Origin of the sequence: Nitrogeniibacter mangrovi (genome assembly GCF_010983895.1) — a bacterium.
In the GTDB taxonomy this organism is placed as follows: domain Bacteria; phylum Pseudomonadota; class Gammaproteobacteria; order Burkholderiales; family Rhodocyclaceae; genus Nitrogeniibacter; species Nitrogeniibacter mangrovi.
Genome location: NZ_CP048836.1, coordinates 4,001,338 through 4,018,052 on the forward strand (window position 1 = coordinate 4,001,338; position 16,715 = coordinate 4,018,052).

Genomic DNA, 16,715 nt, shown 5'->3' on the forward strand with positions numbered 1-16,715 from the left:
CCGGCACATTGCCCTTTTTCTGCCACATTTGATCGGCGCTTTGCCCGAATCGCACCCGCAAGCGGACCGCTTGCCCCGTTTCAATGACGCCATCGGACATCGTCATGAAACGGAGAACAAGCATGACCCCCGCACCGCTCAACCTGCGCGACCGCGCCCGCGAAGTCGTCGAACTGCTTGCCCGCCTGCTGCTCATGTTCATGACCGGTCTGGCCGTGAGCGTGGCCCTGGCCGGCGTCGTCCTGCTGCTGTCCGGCCCGGCCCAGGCGGCCGAGGGCAGCGACGGCGGGATCGCCCAGGGCACCTTGCTGTTCGCCGGCGCGGACGGGGGCGACCCGCTGGCCGCGCCGTTGCTGCACACCGATGTGGACATCCGCGTCAGTGGCCCCATCGTGCGCGCCCGGGTGGTGCAGCGTTTCCGCAACCCGGCGGACGACTGGAAGGAGGGCAGCTACGTCTTCCCCCTGCCCGAGAACGCCGCCGTCCATCACATGCGCATCCGCGTGGGCGACCGGATCGTCGAGGGCGAGATCAAGGAAAAGGCCGCGGCCAAGGCAGTCTATGAACAGGCCAAGCGCGAAGGCAAGCGCACCGCGCTGGTCTCGCAGCAACGGCCCAACATCTTCACCACCAAGGTAGCCAACATCGGCCCGCGCGAGGAGATCCGCGTGGAGATCGAGTACCAGCAGACCCTCGACTACCAGTTGGTGGACAACGTGGGCCGCTACAGCCTGCGCTTCCCCATGGTGGTGGCGCCGCGCTACATCCCCGGCCAGCCGGCCGTGGATGAGGAGTCCGGCACCATCGTCGGCTCCGACGTGGTGCCCGACGCGGCCGCCATCCTGCCGCCGATGATGCTGCCGGACGAAGCCGGTCCCGTCTTCAACCCGGTGAGCCTCAACGTGTATCTGGACGCGGGCGCGCCCATCGCCTCGGTGGACAGCCCCCACCATCGCATCCGGGTCGACACCCTCAAGCCTTCGGTGCGCCGCATCCGCCTCAACGAAGGCGCCACCCCGGCCAATCGCGACTTCGTGCTCAACTGGACCCTCGCCACCGGCCGGGCGCCTCATGCCACCCTGTTCCTCGAACCGGGCATGCGCCAGGACTACGCCCTGCTCCAGCTCATGCCGCCGGCACCGGAGAGCGTGACCCGGCGCCTGCCGCGCGAGGTGGTGTTCATCATCGACACCTCCGGCTCCATGGAAGGCCCGTCCATCGACCAGGCCCGCGAGGCCCTGGCGCTGGCGCTCGAACGGCTCGACCCGGTCGATCGCTTCAACGTCATCGAATTCAACTCGGAGGCCTCGCCGCTCTTCGACGACGCCCGCCCCGCCACCCCCGACACCGTGCGCGACGCAGTGCGCTGGGTGCGCGATCTCAAATCCCGTGGCGGCACCGAGATGGCCGGTGCGCTCGACCTGGCCCTCGACGGCCGCCGCAATCCCGACCGGGTCCGGCAGGTGATCTTCCTCACCGACGGCGCCGTGGGCAACGAAAGCCAGCTGTTCGACCTCATCGCGCACAAGCTGGGCGACACCCGCCTGTTCACCGTCGGCATCGGCTCGGCCCCCAACAGCCACTTCATGCGCAAGGCGGCCCGGGCCGGGCGCGGCACCTTCACCTACATCGGCAAGATCGACGAAGTGCGCGCGCAGATGAGCGCCCTGTTCGCCAAGCTCGAATCGCCGGTCGTCAAGGGCCTGACGGTGACCTGGCCGAACGGCGCCGAGGCCGACGCCACGCCCGACCCGCTGCCCGATCTCTACCTGGGCGAACCGGTCGTGGTTGCCGCCGCCATCCAGCCGGGTGTGCGCGGCGAGGTCACCGTGTCGGGCGATTCGGGCGACATCCGCTGGACCAGCTCGCTGGCCCTGGCCGACGCCAACCCCGGCGAGGGCATCGGCGTGCTGTGGGCGCGGCGCAAGATCGACCACTGGATGGACATGCTCACCGAAGGCACGCCCGAAGCCGAGGTGCGCGGCCACGTGCTCGACCTGGCCCTGGAACACCAGCTGCTGAGCCGTTACACCAGCTTCGTCGCGGTGGACAAGACCCCGCCCGCAGCGCCGAGGCCCGCCTCAGGTCCGGCGCCGTGCCCGGCCACTTCCCCGCCGGCTGGTCGCCGCAGGGTGTCTATGGCGAGTTGCCCAAGGGCGCCACCGACGCCCGCTGGCACGCCCTCATGGGCGCCCTGGCCCTGCTGCTCTTCCTGCTGGCGCGCCGCCTGCGCCTGAACTGATCGCCCCCACCCCCAACGCCAAGGAGGATTTCCTCATGAGCACCCCCTGTCATCACTGCAGCCACACCGACTTTCTCGGCGTCGAATGCGCCTGGCCCGACGCGCGCTGCCGCGCAGGCGAACCGGAGCGCGCCACCCTGAAGCGCCGCGCACGCGCCATGCAGCGCGTCTTCCAGCTTACCGCCGCAGCCTTCCTCGTCATCGCCATCTGGGAGTTCGGCCACGCCGGCTACATCCATGCCAAGGCCTGGCTGGCCCAATACCTGATCTCCGACGCCTGGGATCGCACCCTGGCCGGCGAAACCGAGGTCAAGCCCTGGCCCTGGGCCGACACCTGGCCGGTCGCGCGCCTGCGCGCCCCGAAACAGCACATCGAGCTGTTCGTGCTGGCGGGCAGCAACGGTCGCACCATCGCCTTCGGCCCCGGCCACGTGTTCGGCACCCCCGACCCCGGCATGCCCGGCAACAGCGTCATCGGCGCCCACCGCGACACCCACTTCGCCTTCCTGCAATGGCTCGAACCGGGTGACGAACTGGAGGTGGAGACCCCCACCGGCCAGGTCGAAGTCTACGAGGTGAGCAGCCGCGAGGTGGTGGACAAGGACGACACCGAGGTGCTCGAGAGTTTCCCGGGTGAGACCCGCCTCACCCTGGTCACCTGCTATCCGTTCAACGCCATCTCGGCCGGCGGCCCGCTGCGCTACGTGGTGACCGCCGACAAGCTCGCCCCGCCGGTGGTGTCGGCGGGGGACACGAGCGTGCCGCGGATCTGGATGTGAGGCGTCCGGTGACGGATACGGTGTCGGGCGGAAAGGCGAGGCACCTTCCGCCGTAGGGACCGCTTCGAGTACCGCGCCGTTCGGCGGATGGCGCGAGCCGTCCGCCTCGCCCTCAAATCCCCTTGAACAGTTCGTTGAACTCGTTCGCCGCCTGGGTATCGCCCTGCATGATCCGCCGCGACAGGTCATAGACCTTCTGCGTGGTCGCCTGCACCTGCGCCTTGAGGTCCTGCACCTGCTGTGCCGAGAGCCGGTCGGGGCCGGCGTAGCGGGCGAGGAGCTGGTCGATGAGCTGGTTCATTTCGGTGCTCAGCTGGTCCTTGTCGCGACCGAGGCGGGCGGTGTCGTCGGCGATGCGGCCCGGGGTGTCGATGAGCTGGTGGATGCGCTGCCGGTAGGCGGCGACGAGGCGGGGCGCGTTGCGGATGAAGACGCCGTTGTTGCTGTCCATCATGAAGCTGCGCAGGTCGGCGTTGGAGGAGCCGATGAACAGGTCGCGGTCGAAGACCATGACCTTGGAGTGCAGCGAGAGGCTGGCGCCGTCGATCGGGCGGTATTCCAGATAGCGCAGCGTGGCGGCATTTCCGGCGGGGCCGGATGCGCGCACATGGTCGGCGAGCGCCTTCAGTTCCCACACCGCGAGCAGATTCACCACGTTGAGATCGGTGGTGGCCAGCGAGTTGGTGAGCACGGTGAGGGTGACGCCCGGGCACGGGCGGGTGCCGTCGAGCATGGCGGCGATGTCCTGGAGCAGGTTGGCGGGCAGGAACAGGTAGGCGTTGTGCAGCAGCACCTCGCGCGGGGCGGCATCGGGCTGCGCGCACACCTGCTGCAACGCGGCGCGCCACAGGGCCTGGATGTTCTTGTTGTGCTCGGCTTCGTGGTTGTGACGCGCGCCGTAGTTGCGCTTGCCGTCGGTGAACGGCAGGTTCTCGAAGTAGAAGATGTTGGCGCCGGCGTCGATGGTCAGCGGCGCCCAGTCCGAACGGGGGCGGTACTTCGTCATGTACTCGCGCAGGTGCTGTTGCTGCGCCTTGGCGACCGCCTGCATGCGCGCCTCGAGCGGCACGAAATGCCGGTCCACGTAGCGGTCGACGCAGGCCGCATCCTGACCCTTGTCGCAGGCGGCCTGGGCGGCGGTCAGCACCTTGAAGTTCATCAGCAGGTCGTTGGGCGCATGGCGGCGCACCTCGGCGAGCGGCGCGACCATGTCGTGCAGGTTCCACAGGCGGTCGAAACTCGCGGCCAGCGCCTCGCTGCGCGCGGTGAGCGGCAGCTGCACGTCGGTGTCCATGAAGATGTACTTGTCGGCCAGCGGGTTGGGATGCATGTGGTAGGCGTCGGCCATGTTGCGCCCGCCGAGGATCAGCGCGCGACGGTCCACCAGCAGGAACTTGTGGTGCAGGAACTCGGTGAGGTAGTCCCAGTCCTTTTGCGCCCGGGCATTGTTCTGGCGCGACAGGGGCAGATAGCTGTTGACCGCGTCGAACACCGGATTGACCTGGGCGCCGAAGGTCTGGCGGATGAAGGCGAGCTTGAGCTTGGCGGCGAGGCCCTCGGCACCGCCGACATAGCGTGCCTTGAAGAACAGCTTGCCGAGGGTCTTGAGCTGCTCGGTGCGCTGGCTGTCGGCCGCGGTGGCACCGCTGGCCAGGGCCTCGGCGTCGATGTCCTGACCGCGGCTGATGGCATAGGCCATGAGCTTGGGGTTCTTGCCGTAGAGGCCCGACAGGAACACGCCGGAGCCGGCGAACTGGAGATTGGTGAAGGCCTGATGCGCGTCGGCGGCGAAGTGGCTGTCGACGGCCTGCTGCTTTTCGCTATCGCAGGCTGGCGTCTTGACGCCCACATCCGCGCAGCTGAGGGTGAGGAAGGCGGCGTCCTTGACGATCTCCAGCGTCGGACGGTTGTAGAAGCGCACCGCGATGCGGCCGCCCCCTTGCTGTTCCAGCCAGCTGAAGCGGTCCAGGTCCTTGTACTCGCTGAAGTAGTCGACCAGCAGGCGCACCTGCACGCCGCGCCTGGCCGCATCGATCAGCGCCTGGGTCAGCGCCGCCGTGCTGTCGTCGTCATCGAAGATGTAATAGGCCAGATCGACGCTTTCCTTCGCCTGTTCCACCAAGTTCAGCTTGGCGGCGAAGGCATCGTCGTTGCTCATCAGCACGCGGCCGTCGGCAAAGGGCAGGGGGCCGGCGCTGGCGTGTGCATCGATCACCTGCGCGACCGGCGGCTGCTTCATCAGCGCGGTCGACGCGCAGCCGCCCAGAAGCCATGCCGACAGCATCGCGCACAGGAAAAGATATCGCTTCATGAAGACCTCTGCGTTGTTCTTGAGCGCGCCCCGTCCGGCGGCCGTGTATCGCGAGCCAGCTTACCGCCATTGCATATGACAGTACAGAGCGCGGCGCCCGCCCGCCGATGTAGCACTCCACTACTACCCGCGCGCGTGCCCGCCGGTCCAGAGTAAACCCGTCGCGCCCCGTCGCGACCCCGACAGGGCCATGTCGAGCCCTGCGAGACCACTGGAGGAAGACGATGAGCAAGAAGATCCTGATGCTGTGCGGCGACTATTGCGAGGACTACGAGACCATGGTGCCCTTCCAGGCCCTGCTCGCGGTCGGCCACCGGGTGGACGCGGTGTGCCCCGACAAGAGCGCCGGGCAGACCATCGCCACCGCGATCCACGACTTCGAGGGCGACCAGACCTATTCGGAGAAGCGCGGCCACAACTTCACCCTGAACGCCAGCTTCGCCGATGTCGACCCGGCCCGCTACGACGCGCTGGTGATTCCCGGCGGGCGCGGACCGGAATACCTGCGCATGAATCCGGCGGTGATCGAGCTGGTGCGCCACTTCTTCGTCGCCGACAAGCCGGTGGCCGCCATCTGCCACGGCGCCCAGCTGCTGGCCGGCGCCAAGGTGCTGGAGGGCAAGACCTGCTCGGCCTACCCGGCCTGCCGTGCCGAGGTGGAGCTGGCCGGCGGCACCTATGCCGACATCGCCATCGATGCCGCGGTGACCGACGGCAAGCTCGTCACCGCGCCGGCCTGGCCCGCGCATCCGGCCTGGATCGCCCAGTTCCTGGCGGTGCTCGGCACCCGCATCAGTCACTGACGCGCGACCCCGAGGGGCCGCCACATGGTCTACGCTTGAAGGGCGCGCCGCTTCCCCGAGCGGTGCGCCCTTGCCCCTTTCCGGAGAGTCCTCATGTGCCAGATTTTCGTCGGTGCCGACCCGCAGCTGTATGAATCGCGCACGCGGTCGCTGCGCCTGGGCGGCGCGGTCACCAGCCTGCGTCTGGAGAACCTGTTCTGGTCGGTGCTCGAAGACATCGGCCGCCGCGACGGCCTGAGCGTGCCGCAGCTGGTCACCCGGCTGCATGACGAGCTGATCGAGGCCGGCGCCGAGCTGGATCACACCAACTTCGCGTCGTTCCTGCGCGTGAGCTGCTCACGCTACCTCGAGCTCCAGCTCGCCGGCCGCATTCCCACCGACCCGTCGATCCCGATCCGCTCGCTGGACGCCGACTGGGTGCTGGCCGCGGAACCACGCAGCTGCGCTGCGTAAGGATCCCGGCGGGGGCTACCGCAGCGCAACACGACCGGCGTATAGTGAAAACATCTCGCATGCACCGGTCCGGTTGCGCGGGCCGGTGCCGCCAGGAGCGCCCATGCCTCGTCTCGACTGGAACCAATACGACCCCAACGGGTTTTACGACGAACTGATCGCCGCGCCCGGACAGCCCCACCCGGCGGCGCGCGCGCTGTGCGACTATCTTGCCGGCCTCGACAGCAGCGAAATCGGGGATCTCAAGGCCGCCGCCGAGGTGGCCATCCAGGTGATGGGGATCTCGTTCACGGTCTATTCCGACGGCGACATGATCGACCGCGCCTGGCCCTTCGACATCATCCCCCGCATCATCCCGCTCACCGAGTGGCAGCGCGTGGAGGCCGGCCTCAAGCAGCGCGTGCAGGCGCTCAACATGTTCATCGACGACCTCTACAACGAGCAGCGCATCGTCAAGGACGGCGTGTTCCCGGCGGCGCTGCTGGCCGACTCGGTCAACTTCCGCCCCCAATGCGTGGGGATCCAGCCGCCGGGCCGGGTGTGGGCGCACATCTGCGGCTCCGACCTGGTGCGCGACAAGGACGGCACCATCTACGTGCTCGAGGACAACCTGCGCATTCCCTCGGGCGTCTCCTACATGCTCGAGAACCGCAACGTGACCAAGCGGGTGCTGCCCGAGCTGTTCCAGACCGGCGGCATCCTGCCGGTGGACGACTACCCCGACCAGCTCTACGACATGCTGGTGTCGATGTCGCCGCGCCCGCTCGACGAACCCAACATCGTCATCATGACCCCGGGCATCTACAACTCGGCCTACTACGAGCACGCCTACCTGGCCCAGCAGATGGGGGTGGAGCTGGTCGAGGGCTCGGACATGATCGTGGGCTCGGACAACTGCGTCTACATGCGCACCATCGACGGCCTGGTGCGGGTGGACGTGATCTACCGGCGGGTGGACGACATGTTCATCGACCCCAAGGCCTTCAACCCGGACTCCGTCCTCGGCGTCCCCGGCCTCATGGGCGCCTGGCGCGCCGGCAACGTGGCCCTGTGCAACGCGCCCGGCGCCGGGGTGGCGGACGACAAGGTCGTCTATACCTACGTGCCCAAGATGATCAAGTACTACCTGGACGCCGAACCGATCATCCCCAACGTGCCCAGCTACCTGTGCATGCACGACGACGAGCGCGACTACGTGCTCGCCAACCTCGACAAGCTGGTGGTCAAGCCGGCCAACGAATCGGGCGGCTACGGCATGCTGGTCGGCCCCCACGCCACGGCGCAAAAGCGCGCCGAGTTCGCCGAGCTGATCCAGGCCGATCCGCGCAACTACATGGCGCAACCGACCCTGAGCCTGTCGGTGGCACCCACCCTCACCGACGAAGGCCTCGCCCCGCGCCATCTGGACCTGCGCCCCTTCATTCTGTCCTCCGCCCACGGCAGCTACGTGACCACCGGCGGGCTGACGCGGGTCGCCCTGGTGAAGGGCTCGCTGGTGGTCAATTCCTCCCAGGGCGGCGGCAGCAAGGACACCTGGATCGTGGACACCAGCGCACAGGGAGGGCTTTGATCATGCTGTCGCGTGTTGCCGAAAACCTCTACTGGATGGCGCGCTACATCGAGCGCACCGAGGACACCGCCCGCCTGATCCGGGTCACCCGCCACCTCATGCTCGACTTCCCCGGCACCACCACCCTGTCCTGGTCCTCGCTGATCCACATCACCGGCGCGGACGCCATCTTCGACGAACACTACGGCACGCGCGACGCCGCCAAGGTGCTCACCTTCCTGTGCGCCGACCGCCGCTACGGCGGCTCCATCATGGGCGCGCTGGCGGCGGCGCGGGAGAACCTGCGCACCACCCGCGACGTGATGCCCAAGGAAGTGTGGGAGGAGATCAACAGCCTTTACCTGCAGGGCAGCAGCCTGCTGGCCGGCACCATCGACCTGCGCCGCCTCGACGACTTCCTGCGCACCGTCATCCGCGGCTGCCAGGCGCTGACCGGCATGATCGACGGCAGCCTGAGCGAATCGCCGGCACGCACCTTCTGCGCCGTGGGCGGCTACCTGGAGCGGGTGGACATGACCTCGCGCATTCTCGACGTGCGCTCGGCCAACCTGCTGCCGCGCTCACCGGACGACCTCAAACCCTTCGAGCAGCTGCAATGGATGAGCGTGCTCAAGAGCCTGTCGGCGCACCAGATGTACCGGCGCCAGGTGCGCACCCGCATCCGCGGCAAGGACGCGGTGCGCTTCATCCTCCTCGACACCACCTTCCCGCGCGCCATCAACCGCTGCCTCAAGCGCCTGCATGGCAAGCTCGCCACCCTGCCGCGCAGCGACGCGGCCTGCGCGGCGGTCGCCGAGCTGCAGCAGCTGCTGCAGCGGGACGGCACCGCCGAACTGGCCGACGCGCCGGATCAGCTCCATCAGTTCCTCGACGATCTGCAACTGGGCACCAGCCGCATTCACGACGCCATCCGCACCACCTGGTTCGGCGGCGTGGACAGCCCCGCCCCGGTGGTGGACGAGACGGTCGAGCACCCGGGGCAGTAGACGACCACGCGAGAGCGGATGGGCACAGCAAAACGGGAACCACACAGGGTCCCCGTCTTTCATGTGGCGTGCTGCGCGGATCAGGACGTGCGTTCGACCTTGAGCACCAGGTTCACCCCCGAGGCATCGGGCTTGACCGTCACCGACGGCGCCTCCAGATCCCCCGCCGCCGCGCCGGCGCGGCCACTCTTGGAGACCCGCGCACCGATGGCCACTTGCGCCGGAATCGGCCGGTTGCCGGCCATCGACGGCACACCGTTGAAGTCGAACTTGAGCGGCAGATCGGCCACCGTGTGGCGCAGCACCGCGAACGGCATGCCCCCGTTCACGGGGCGCACGAAGATGAAGACCACGTCGTTCGGTGCCGCCTTCTGCGCCAGTTCCGGTGCCAGGCTCAACTCACCCGACAGGCTGATGCCGCCGGCGGCCGCCATGGGTGCGGGTGCCGCGCCTGCTGCAGCGCCGCCCAGTTCCTGGTTCAACACCAACTTGACGCCGGCCGCATCGGGTTTGACGGTCAGCGGCGCCGCCTCCACGTCGCCGGCCCCGGCGCTGGCATTGCCGCTCTTGGAGATCCGTGCGCCGATCACCACCTGGGCGGGAATCGGGCGATTGCCGGCCATGGACGGCACCCCCTTGAAATCGAACTTGAGCGGCAGGTCGGCCACCGTATGGCGCAGGATCGCGAACGGCATGCCGCCACCGACGGGGCGCACGAAGACGAAGAGCGTATCGTCGGCGGACACCTTGCCGGCCAGCTCGGGCGCCAGGCTCAGCTCGCCCGACAGGGTCACCCCCGCACCACCGCCGGCGGCAGGCGCCGGCACGGCGGCCAGCGGCGGCAGATGGCCACGCTGACGTGCTTCGGCAATGCCCTGGCGAATCGACTGCGCCAGTTCGTTGTCGGGCGGCAACAGGGTGAGGATGCGCTCCCACACCGACGAGGCCTGCGCGTAGTCGCCCTGCTGGAAGGCGGCGCTGCCCTTCAGGGCAATGGCCTTGACGTTGTTCGGATCGAGGGCGAGCGCCTTGTCGATGAGCTGCTCCGGCTCGCCGGCCAGGTTACGGCCCTTGGAGGCGGCCAGCGCATCGGCCCAGTCGGCGTACACCTGCGCCTCGTCCGGCACCAGCTTGGCCAGCGTCGCGTACGCGGTGGCGGCCTCGTCGAAGCGGCCCAGGGCATTGTAGGACCGGGCGAGCATGAACCAGCCTTCGGCGTTGTCGGGCTCGCTCTTGAGCCGCTCGGCCAGATTGGCCACCATCTGCTCGACCTGTTCCTGGGTGATCTGCTGGCCGCCCTCGGGTACGGCGGTCTTGGCCGGGTCGAGTCCGGCGAGCGAGCCGGTCTGCAGATACACCAGCGCGGCCACCAGCGGCACCAGCACCACCAGCGCCAGAGCCCAGGCCCGGGCGGGTCTGGCCGCCAGCGCGGCCGACTCCGCCTGACCCTCGTCCAGGGCCCGGCGCTCGAGTTCCTCGCGGGTGCGCTGATACTGATCTTCGGAAATCCGCTCGGCCGCCAGCTCGGCGTCCAGGTCGGCGAGTTGTTCGCGCAACACGGCCAGCGCGCTGCGCGCCTGATAGGCACCCACGTCCTGCTCGGCGAGCCGGCGCACGCCGAATCCGAACAGGGGCGGGACGAGCAGGACCAGGGCGCCGACCACGAGCAGCGCCGCAATCACGATGAATACCGTCATGCGTCGGCCTCCGGCGTCCCGTCACCATCGAGCAGGGCACGCGCGCGCGCCCGCTGGGCGTCGTCCAGGTGCGGGGTCGACGTCCGGTTGCGGCGCTTGAGACGCACGATCAGGGCGCCGACGCCGAGCACCGCGAGCACCCCGGGCGCGCCCCAGAGCAGCAGGGTGGTGGTGCGCACCGGCGGATCGTAGAGCACGAAGTCGCCGTAGCGGGCCACCAGGTAGTCGACGATCTCCTCGTCGCTCTTGCCGGCGGCCATCTGCTCGCGCACCTGATCGCGCAGATCGAGGGCCAGATCGGCCTGCGATTCGGCGATCGACTGGTTCTGGCACACCAGGCAGCGCAGTTTCTCGGAGAGCTTGAGCACCCGCTCCTCGAGCGCCGGATCGGCGACCACGTGCTCGGCGGTACGCGCCATCGCACTGGCGCTCGCCAGCACCAGCGCGGCGGCGAACAACAGCTGTTTCACCCCGGTCCTCATGTTTCCGCCTCCAGCGCCTTCACCTTGGGCAGGATGGTGTCCTTGAGCGCCTCGGGCGTCACCGGGCCGATCTGCTTATAGCGGATCACGCCCTTCTTGTCGATCAGGAAGGTCTCGGGCACGCCATAGACCCCGAAGTCGATGCCCACCCGGCCCTCCAGGTCGAGCACGGTCACGTCGTAGGGGTTGCCGTGGGTGTCGAGCCATTCGTTGGCCCGGTTGACCGCCATGGGCAGCTCGTCCTCGGCGGGCAGCTTGTGCATGTCGATCATGCCGTCGCCGCGCACTTCCTTGTAGTTGAGACCGATGATGGGCACCTGGTGGCTGCGCGAGAGCTGCACCAGCACCGGATGCTCCTGGCGACAGGCCACGCACCAGGTCGCCCACACGTTGAGCAGCCACACCTTGCCCTTCATGTCGTCCAGGCCGAGCTGGGTGGTCGGGTCGTCGAGCCGCGAGAGCCGGAATTCCGGCGCCGGCTTGTCGATCAGCGGCGAGGGCACCTCGCGCGGGTTCAGCTGAAGGCCGACGCCGAGAAAGACCGCCAGCAGCAGGAACAGGAACAGGGGAACGAGAAACTTCGCTTTCATTGAATCCTCACACCGCCTGGCGGGCACCGGTGTCCGGCGCCGTCCGTGCGGCCAGCTTGCGATAACGGCGATCCGCCGCGGCAAAGGCGCCACCGAGCGCCATGAGCGCACAACCCAGCCAGATCCAGCTGATGAAGGGCTTGTGATAGAGACGCACGATCCAGGTGTGGTCGTCGATCTGCTCGCCCATGGAGGCGTACAGGTCACCGAACAGGCCGACGTTGATCGACGCTTCGGTCATGGGCATGCCGCGGGCGCTGTAGACCCGCTTCTCGGGCTCGAGCGTGGTGATCGTCTTGCCGTCGCGGGTGACCTTGAGTTCGCCGCGCGACGCCGAATAGTTCGGGCCCGGCGCATCCTTGATCGCCATCAGTTCGAACTGGTAGCCGGCCAGCGTCGCGGTGTCGCCCACCTGCATCTTCACGTCCACATTGTTCTGGGTGCCGTTGACCATGGCCACGCCGATGATGAACACGCCGATGCCGACATGGGCCGCCAGCATGCCCCACCAGCCGCGCGGGATGGCCGACAGGCGGGCGCCGAAGGCCGCACCCGGGCGCTCGCGCAGGCGATCGACCAGCAGCAGGCCGCTGGCCAGCAGCACCCAGGCCGCCAGGGTCAGGCCCAGCACCATGCGCCAGGTGATGTGCCCCGCCGCCCAGGCGCCCAGACCGCCGAGCGCCAGACTGCCGAGCAGCCACGGCGCCAGCCGGCGCGCCAGCAGGGCCACGTCATGGCCCTTCCAGCGCACGAACGGACCGATCACCATGAGCAGCACCACCGGCACCATCAACGGCAGGAAGACCGCCTCGAAGTACGGCGGGCCCACCGAGATCTTGCCCAGGCCGAGGGCGTCGAGGAACAGCGGATAGAGCGTGCCCAGCAGCACCGAGGCGGCCACCACCGACAGCAGCACGTTGTTGATCAGCAGCATCGACTCGCGCGAGACCAGCGAGAACTTGCCGCCGCCGGCCAGCTTGGGCGCGCGCCAGGCGAACAGGGTGAGCGAAATGCCGATCACCAGCACCAGCAGGCCGAGGATGTAGAGACCGCGACGCGGGTCGGTGGCGAAGGCGTGCACCGAGGTGAGCACGCCCGAGCGCACCAGGAAGGTGCCCAGCAGCGACAGCGAGAAGGCGGCGATCGCGAGCAATACGGTCCAGCTGCGGAAGGCGCCGCGCTTTTCGGTCACCGCCAGCGAGTGGATCAGCGCGGTGCCCACCAGCCAGGGCATGAAGGAGGCGTTCTCGACCGGGTCCCAGAACCACCAGCCGCCCCAGCCGAGCTCGTAGTACGACCAGCCCGAGCCGACCGTGATGCCCATGGTGAGGAACATCCACGCCACCACCGTCCACGGTCGCGACCAGCGCGCCCAGGCGGCGTCGAGGCGGCCCGAGATGAGCGCCGCGATGGCGAAGGCGAAGGCCACCGAGAAGCCCACGTAGCCCATGTAGAGCAAGGGCGGGTGGATGATCATGCCCGGGTCCTGCAGCAACGGGTTCAGGTCCTGGCCTTCGGCCACCCCCGGCACCAGGCGCAGGAAGGGGTTGGAGGTGAAGATGATGAAGGACAGGAAGCCGGCGCTCACCAGGCCGAGCACGCCGAGCACGCGGGCCACGAACAGGTCGGGCAGGGTGCGCGAGAACACCGTGACCGCCACCGTCCACAACGACAGGATCAGGCCCCACAGCAGCAGCGAGCCTTCGTGGCTGCCCCACACGCCGGTGACGCGGTAATACACCGGCAGCTTGGTGTTCGAGTGCTGGGCCACGTACTGGACCGAGAAATCGTTGTGCACGAAGGCCCAGGTCAGACAGGCGAAGGACAGCACCATGAACACGAACTGTCCCTGCGCCGCGGGCCGGGCCACGGCCACCAGGGCCGCGCGGTTGCTGCGCGCGCCAATGAGAGGCACCACGCCCTGCACGAGGGCGATGATGAAGGCGAGGATGAGGGCGAAGTGACCGAGTTCTGGAATCATTGCGCCACCGTCGCTGCTGTCTTGTGCGCCCGGTCGATGGCATCCTTCGCCTCGGGGGGCATGTAGTTCTCGTCATGCTTGGCCAGCACCTCGCTGGCCATGAACAGGCCGTTGGGGCCGATCTTGCCCTGGGCCACGGCGCCCTTGCCCTCCTTGAACAGGTCGGGCAACGGCCCCTTGAAGGCCACCGGAATGCTCTTGGCGGTATCGGTGATCATGAAGCGCACCGTGATGCCGTCCGGGTCGCGCTTGATGGAGCCGGTCTCGACCATGCCGCCGATGCGGAAGGTGCGCCCCTGCGGCACCTTGCCCTCGGCCACTTCGGTCGGGGTGTGGAAGAACACCAGGTTCTGCTGGAAGGCCGAGAGCACGAGCGCGACTGCGCCACCGAGCAGGGCCACGCCGGCCACTACCAGCAGCAGGCGTTTCTGTCGGGCTTTCATTGACGAATCTCCTTGCGCGCCGCCGTGGCCTTGGCCGCCCGGCGCAGTTTTTGCAGTCGATGGATCACGTGTTTCCGACGCCGGAGCACCAGCACAAGTTCCACGGCGATGAGCGCGAAGGCCACGCCGTAGGAGCCCCAGACGAAGAAGGCACTGCCGCCCATCGACCAGAATTCGGACCAGGATCCCCAGTTCATGCGCGTTCTCCGGCCGCATCGAGCACCTCGCCGACCCATTCGGTATGGCGTTCGCGTTCGAGAATCAGCGAGCGCACCCGCCACAGGGTGACGGCGATGGTGTAGGCCCAGGCGGCCAGCGCCATCACCAGCATGGACCACAACATGGTGGTGGCCATGCTCGGCGCCTTGGTCAGGCTCACCGAGGCGCCCTGGTGCAGGGTGTTCCACCACTTGACGGAGAAATAGATGACCGGCACGTTGAGCGCCCCCACCAGGGACAGGATGGCGCCGGCCCGGTCGGCACGGCGCGGGTCCTCGATGGCCCGGGTCAGGGCGATGAAGCCGAAGTAGAGGAACAGCAGCAGCAGCTGCGAGGTCAGGCGCGCGTCCCAGACCCAGTAGGCGCCCCAGGTGGGCCGCCCCCACAGGGCGCCGGTCCACAGGGCCACGAAGCAGAACATCGCGCCGGTGGGCGCCAGCGCCTGCGCCATCATGGCCGACAGGCGGGTGTTGAAGACCACGCCCACCGCCGACCAGAAAGCCATCACCAGGTACACGAACATGGACATCCAGGCCGCCGGCACATGGATGAAGATGACCCGGTACACCTCGCCCTGCACCGCATCGGTCGGGGCGACGAAGAAGCCCAGGTACAGGCCGATGAGCGTCAGCACCCCGGCAATGGCGAGGAACCACGGCGCCATCTTCCCGGCCAGCGGGTAGAACATGTGGGGGGCCGCGTAGCGAAACAGGCTGAAGCGTTGCGGGGTTTCCATCTCGAATATCTGTTTGTTTCCAGTCGCTTGGGGGCGTGCCGGGGGTCTCGGGGGGCTCTACTCTACCGCGATTCTCAATGCGGCCGCACATGCCCATGGCGCCAGCGCCAGCGCCGCGAGCGATCCGCCACCGAGCAACAGCAGGTGCGCCGCCGCGCCGGTGCCCGACAGATGGGCATCGACGGCACCGGCACCGAAGATGAGAATGGGCACGAACAGGGGAAGAACCAGCAGGGCCAGCAGCATGCCGCCACCGCGCAGCCCCAGCGTCAGGGCCGCGCCCACCGCCCCGAGCAGGGACAGGATCGGCGTACCGAGCGCCAAGGATAGGATGAGCACCCCGGTCGCACTTTGCTCCATGTCAAAGAGCAAGGCCAGCAGGGGCGCAGCCGCGATGAGCGGCACCGCCGTGGTCAGCCAGTGGGCCAGCACCTTGGCCAGCACCCACAGCACCGCCGGCTCGGGCGAGAGCAGCAACTGTTCGAGCACCCCGTCGGTGTGATCCTGGGCGAACAGCCGGTGCAAGGACAGCAGGGTCGCCAGCAGCGCGGCCACCCACAGCACGCCCGGCGCGATGGTGCGCAGCAGATTCGGCTCGGCACCGACACCGAACGGGAACAGGCAGGCCACGATGGTGAAGAAGGCCAGCGTCACCATCACGTCGGCGCGGTTGCGCCAGGCCAGCAGCAGGTCGCGGCGCAGGACTTCGAAGAACACGCTCAGCATGCCGCCTCCGCCAGGTCGAACAGGCGCACGGCGGTCCGGAAGGGCACATCCTGGTGGGTGGTCATCACCACCATGCCGCCCCGGGCACAGTGGGCATCGAGCCACTCGGCCAGATCGCGCACCGCGTCCACGTCGAGCGCCACGAAGGGCTCGTCGAGGATCCACAGCGGCACGTCCTCGGACAGGTAGAGCCGCGCCAGCCCGACCCGGCGCCGCTGCCCCTGGGACAGCACCTTGGCCGGCAGATCGCGCTGGAGCGACAGGCCGATGCGTTCGAGCGCCGCCTCGCAGGTGGCCTCGTGGGCATCGCGCCCATGGGTGGCGGCGGCGAAGCGCAGGTTCTCGATGGGGCTGAGCAGGTCGTTGAGCGCCGCCGAATGACCCAGGTAGAGCATGTCCTGGTGAAAGGCGTCGCGATGGCGGTCGATGCGCCGGCCGTGCCAGCGCACCGCGCCGTGCTCGGGCAGGGACAGGCCGCACAGCAAGCGCAGCAGGCTCGTCTTGCCGACCCCGTTCGGCCCGCCGATGCGCACCAGCTCGCCCGGACTCACCGTGAGGTTGACGTCGGCAAACAGCAGGCGATCGCCACGCAGACAGGCGAGTTCGGTCACTTCCAGCATGGACGGGATTCAATCACAACCATCAACAAAAAGATAGATGTGGGATATTTTCCCACTCATCAGCATCACGCGTCGTT

The 16,715-nt window shown here is 68.3% G+C and carries 16 protein-coding genes; 6 read left to right on the forward strand and 10 right to left on the reverse strand.

Annotated elements, in window-relative coordinates:
- Positions 1 to 122: 122 nt before the first annotated feature.
- Positions 123 to 2,237, forward strand: coding sequence for a marine proteobacterial sortase target protein (locus G3580_RS18475; RefSeq protein ID WP_173768024.1), 2,115 nt, complete (start codon positions 123 to 125; stop codon positions 2,235 to 2,237).
- 40 nt (positions 2,238 to 2,277) lie between these two features.
- Complete coding sequence (locus G3580_RS18480; protein WP_217424545.1) at positions 2,278 to 3,021, forward strand: class GN sortase; 744 nt, start codon at positions 2,278 to 2,280, stop codon at positions 3,019 to 3,021.
- Positions 3,022 to 3,133: 112 nt separating this feature from the next.
- On the opposite strand, the gene G3580_RS18485 is transcribed toward G3580_RS18480, so the two are convergent.
- Positions 3,134 to 5,332 (reverse strand): phospholipase D-like domain-containing protein, encoded by a 2,199-nt coding sequence (locus tag G3580_RS18485; protein WP_173768025.1) that lies wholly within the window; start codon positions 5,330 to 5,332, stop codon positions 3,134 to 3,136.
- A 224-nt stretch (positions 5,333 to 5,556) separates the two neighbouring features.
- On the opposite strand from G3580_RS18485, the gene G3580_RS18490 reads away from it, so the two are divergent.
- The 4 genes from G3580_RS18490 (at position 5,557) to G3580_RS18505 (ending at position 9,144) form a co-directional block, all read left to right on the forward strand.
- Positions 5,557 to 6,135: a DJ-1/PfpI family protein gene (locus G3580_RS18490; RefSeq protein WP_173768027.1), complete on the forward strand. Its 579-nt coding sequence runs from the start codon at positions 5,557 to 5,559 to the stop codon at positions 6,133 to 6,135.
- 93 nt (positions 6,136 to 6,228) lie between these two features.
- Positions 6,229 to 6,588 carry a ribbon-helix-helix domain-containing protein gene (locus tag G3580_RS18495; RefSeq protein ID WP_173768029.1) on the forward strand — a complete coding sequence of 120 codons (360 nt, stop codon included), beginning with the start codon at positions 6,229 to 6,231 and terminating at the stop codon, positions 6,586 to 6,588.
- 103 nt (positions 6,589 to 6,691) lie between these two features.
- Positions 6,692 to 8,158 (forward strand): circularly permuted type 2 ATP-grasp protein, encoded by a 1,467-nt coding sequence (locus G3580_RS18500; protein WP_173768031.1) that lies wholly within the window; start codon positions 6,692 to 6,694, stop codon positions 8,156 to 8,158.
- 2 nt (positions 8,159 to 8,160) lie between these two features.
- Entirely contained in the window at positions 8,161 to 9,144 is a 984-nt protein-coding gene (locus G3580_RS18505) for an alpha-E domain-containing protein (protein WP_173768033.1), read from the forward strand.
- Positions 9,145 to 9,224: 80 nt separating this feature from the next.
- Here G3580_RS18505 and ccmI read toward each other — a convergent pair whose 3' ends face one another.
- Genes ccmI through ccmA form a run of 9 tightly spaced genes read right to left on the reverse strand, consistent with a single transcriptional unit; the run spans position 9,225 to position 16,638 of the window.
- Positions 9,225 to 10,841: a c-type cytochrome biogenesis protein CcmI gene (gene ccmI / locus G3580_RS18510; protein ID WP_173768034.1), complete on the reverse strand. Its 1,617-nt coding sequence runs from the start codon at positions 10,839 to 10,841 to the stop codon at positions 9,225 to 9,227.
- Complete coding sequence (locus tag G3580_RS18515) at positions 10,838 to 11,311, reverse strand: cytochrome c-type biogenesis protein (RefSeq protein ID WP_228720715.1); 474 nt, start codon at positions 11,309 to 11,311, stop codon at positions 10,838 to 10,840. Before G3580_RS18515 ends, ccmI begins: the two co-directional genes overlap by 4 nt.
- Before the next feature lie 8 nt (positions 11,312 to 11,319).
- Complete coding sequence (locus G3580_RS18520) at positions 11,320 to 11,913, reverse strand: DsbE family thiol:disulfide interchange protein (protein ID WP_173768038.1); 594 nt, start codon at positions 11,911 to 11,913, stop codon at positions 11,320 to 11,322.
- Between the two features lie 7 nt (positions 11,914 to 11,920).
- Positions 11,921 to 13,894, reverse strand: coding sequence for a heme lyase CcmF/NrfE family subunit (locus tag G3580_RS18525; protein WP_173768040.1), 1,974 nt, complete (start codon positions 13,892 to 13,894; stop codon positions 11,921 to 11,923).
- Entirely contained in the window at positions 13,891 to 14,337 is a 447-nt protein-coding gene (gene ccmE, locus G3580_RS18530) for a cytochrome c maturation protein CcmE (protein ID WP_173768042.1), read from the reverse strand. The genes G3580_RS18525 and ccmE overlap by 4 nt, the downstream gene beginning before the upstream one ends.
- Positions 14,334 to 14,534: a heme exporter protein CcmD gene (gene ccmD, locus G3580_RS18535; RefSeq protein ID WP_173768044.1), complete on the reverse strand. Its 201-nt coding sequence runs from the start codon at positions 14,532 to 14,534 to the stop codon at positions 14,334 to 14,336. The genes ccmE and ccmD overlap by 4 nt, the downstream gene beginning before the upstream one ends.
- Positions 14,531 to 15,292 (reverse strand): heme ABC transporter permease CcmC, encoded by a 762-nt coding sequence (gene ccmC, locus G3580_RS18540; RefSeq protein ID WP_173768047.1) that lies wholly within the window; start codon positions 15,290 to 15,292, stop codon positions 14,531 to 14,533. The genes ccmD and ccmC overlap by 4 nt, the downstream gene beginning before the upstream one ends.
- A gap of 57 nt (positions 15,293 to 15,349) precedes the next feature.
- Positions 15,350 to 16,018 carry a heme exporter protein CcmB gene (gene ccmB / locus G3580_RS18545; RefSeq protein WP_173768049.1) on the reverse strand — a complete coding sequence of 223 codons (669 nt, stop codon included), beginning with the start codon at positions 16,016 to 16,018 and terminating at the stop codon, positions 15,350 to 15,352.
- On the reverse strand, positions 16,012 to 16,638 hold the full coding sequence (gene ccmA / locus G3580_RS18550) for a cytochrome c biogenesis heme-transporting ATPase CcmA (protein ID WP_173768051.1): 627 nt from the start codon (positions 16,636 to 16,638) through the stop codon (positions 16,012 to 16,014). The genes ccmB and ccmA overlap by 7 nt, the downstream gene beginning before the upstream one ends.
- Between the last annotated feature and the right edge of the window lie 77 nt (positions 16,639 to 16,715).

Bases quoted from the DNA above. Each gene is read 5' to 3' on its own strand.
- G3580_RS18475 (WP_173768024.1), top strand. From the start codon at position 123: ATGACCCCCGCACCGCTCAACCTGCGCGACCGCGCCCGCGAAGTCGTC.
- G3580_RS18480 (WP_217424545.1), top strand. From the start codon at position 2,278: ATGAGCACCCCCTGTCATCACTGCAGCCACACCGACTTTCTCGGCGTC.
- G3580_RS18485 (WP_173768025.1), bottom strand. From the start codon at position 5,332: ATGAAGCGATATCTTTTCCTGTGCGCGATGCTGTCGGCATGGCTTCTG.
- G3580_RS18490 (WP_173768027.1), top strand. From the start codon at position 5,557: ATGAGCAAGAAGATCCTGATGCTGTGCGGCGACTATTGCGAGGACTAC.
- G3580_RS18495 (WP_173768029.1), top strand. From the start codon at position 6,229: ATGTGCCAGATTTTCGTCGGTGCCGACCCGCAGCTGTATGAATCGCGC.
- G3580_RS18500 (WP_173768031.1), top strand. From the start codon at position 6,692: ATGCCTCGTCTCGACTGGAACCAATACGACCCCAACGGGTTTTACGAC.
- G3580_RS18505 (WP_173768033.1), top strand. From the start codon at position 8,161: ATGCTGTCGCGTGTTGCCGAAAACCTCTACTGGATGGCGCGCTACATC.
- ccmI (WP_173768034.1), bottom strand. From the start codon at position 10,841: ATGACGGTATTCATCGTGATTGCGGCGCTGCTCGTGGTCGGCGCCCTG.
- G3580_RS18520 (WP_173768038.1), bottom strand. From the start codon at position 11,913: ATGAAAGCGAAGTTTCTCGTTCCCCTGTTCCTGTTCCTGCTGCTGGCG.
- G3580_RS18525 (WP_173768040.1), bottom strand. From the start codon at position 13,894: ATGATTCCAGAACTCGGTCACTTCGCCCTCATCCTCGCCTTCATCATC.
- ccmE (WP_173768042.1), bottom strand. From the start codon at position 14,337: ATGAAAGCCCGACAGAAACGCCTGCTGCTGGTAGTGGCCGGCGTGGCC.
- ccmD (WP_173768044.1), bottom strand. From the start codon at position 14,534: ATGAACTGGGGATCCTGGTCCGAATTCTGGTCGATGGGCGGCAGTGCC.
- ccmC (WP_173768047.1), bottom strand. From the start codon at position 15,292: ATGGAAACCCCGCAACGCTTCAGCCTGTTTCGCTACGCGGCCCCCCAC.
- ccmB (WP_173768049.1), bottom strand. From the start codon at position 16,018: ATGCTGAGCGTGTTCTTCGAAGTCCTGCGCCGCGACCTGCTGCTGGCC.
- ccmA (WP_173768051.1), bottom strand. From the start codon at position 16,638: ATGCTGGAAGTGACCGAACTCGCCTGTCTGCGTGGCGATCGCCTGCTG.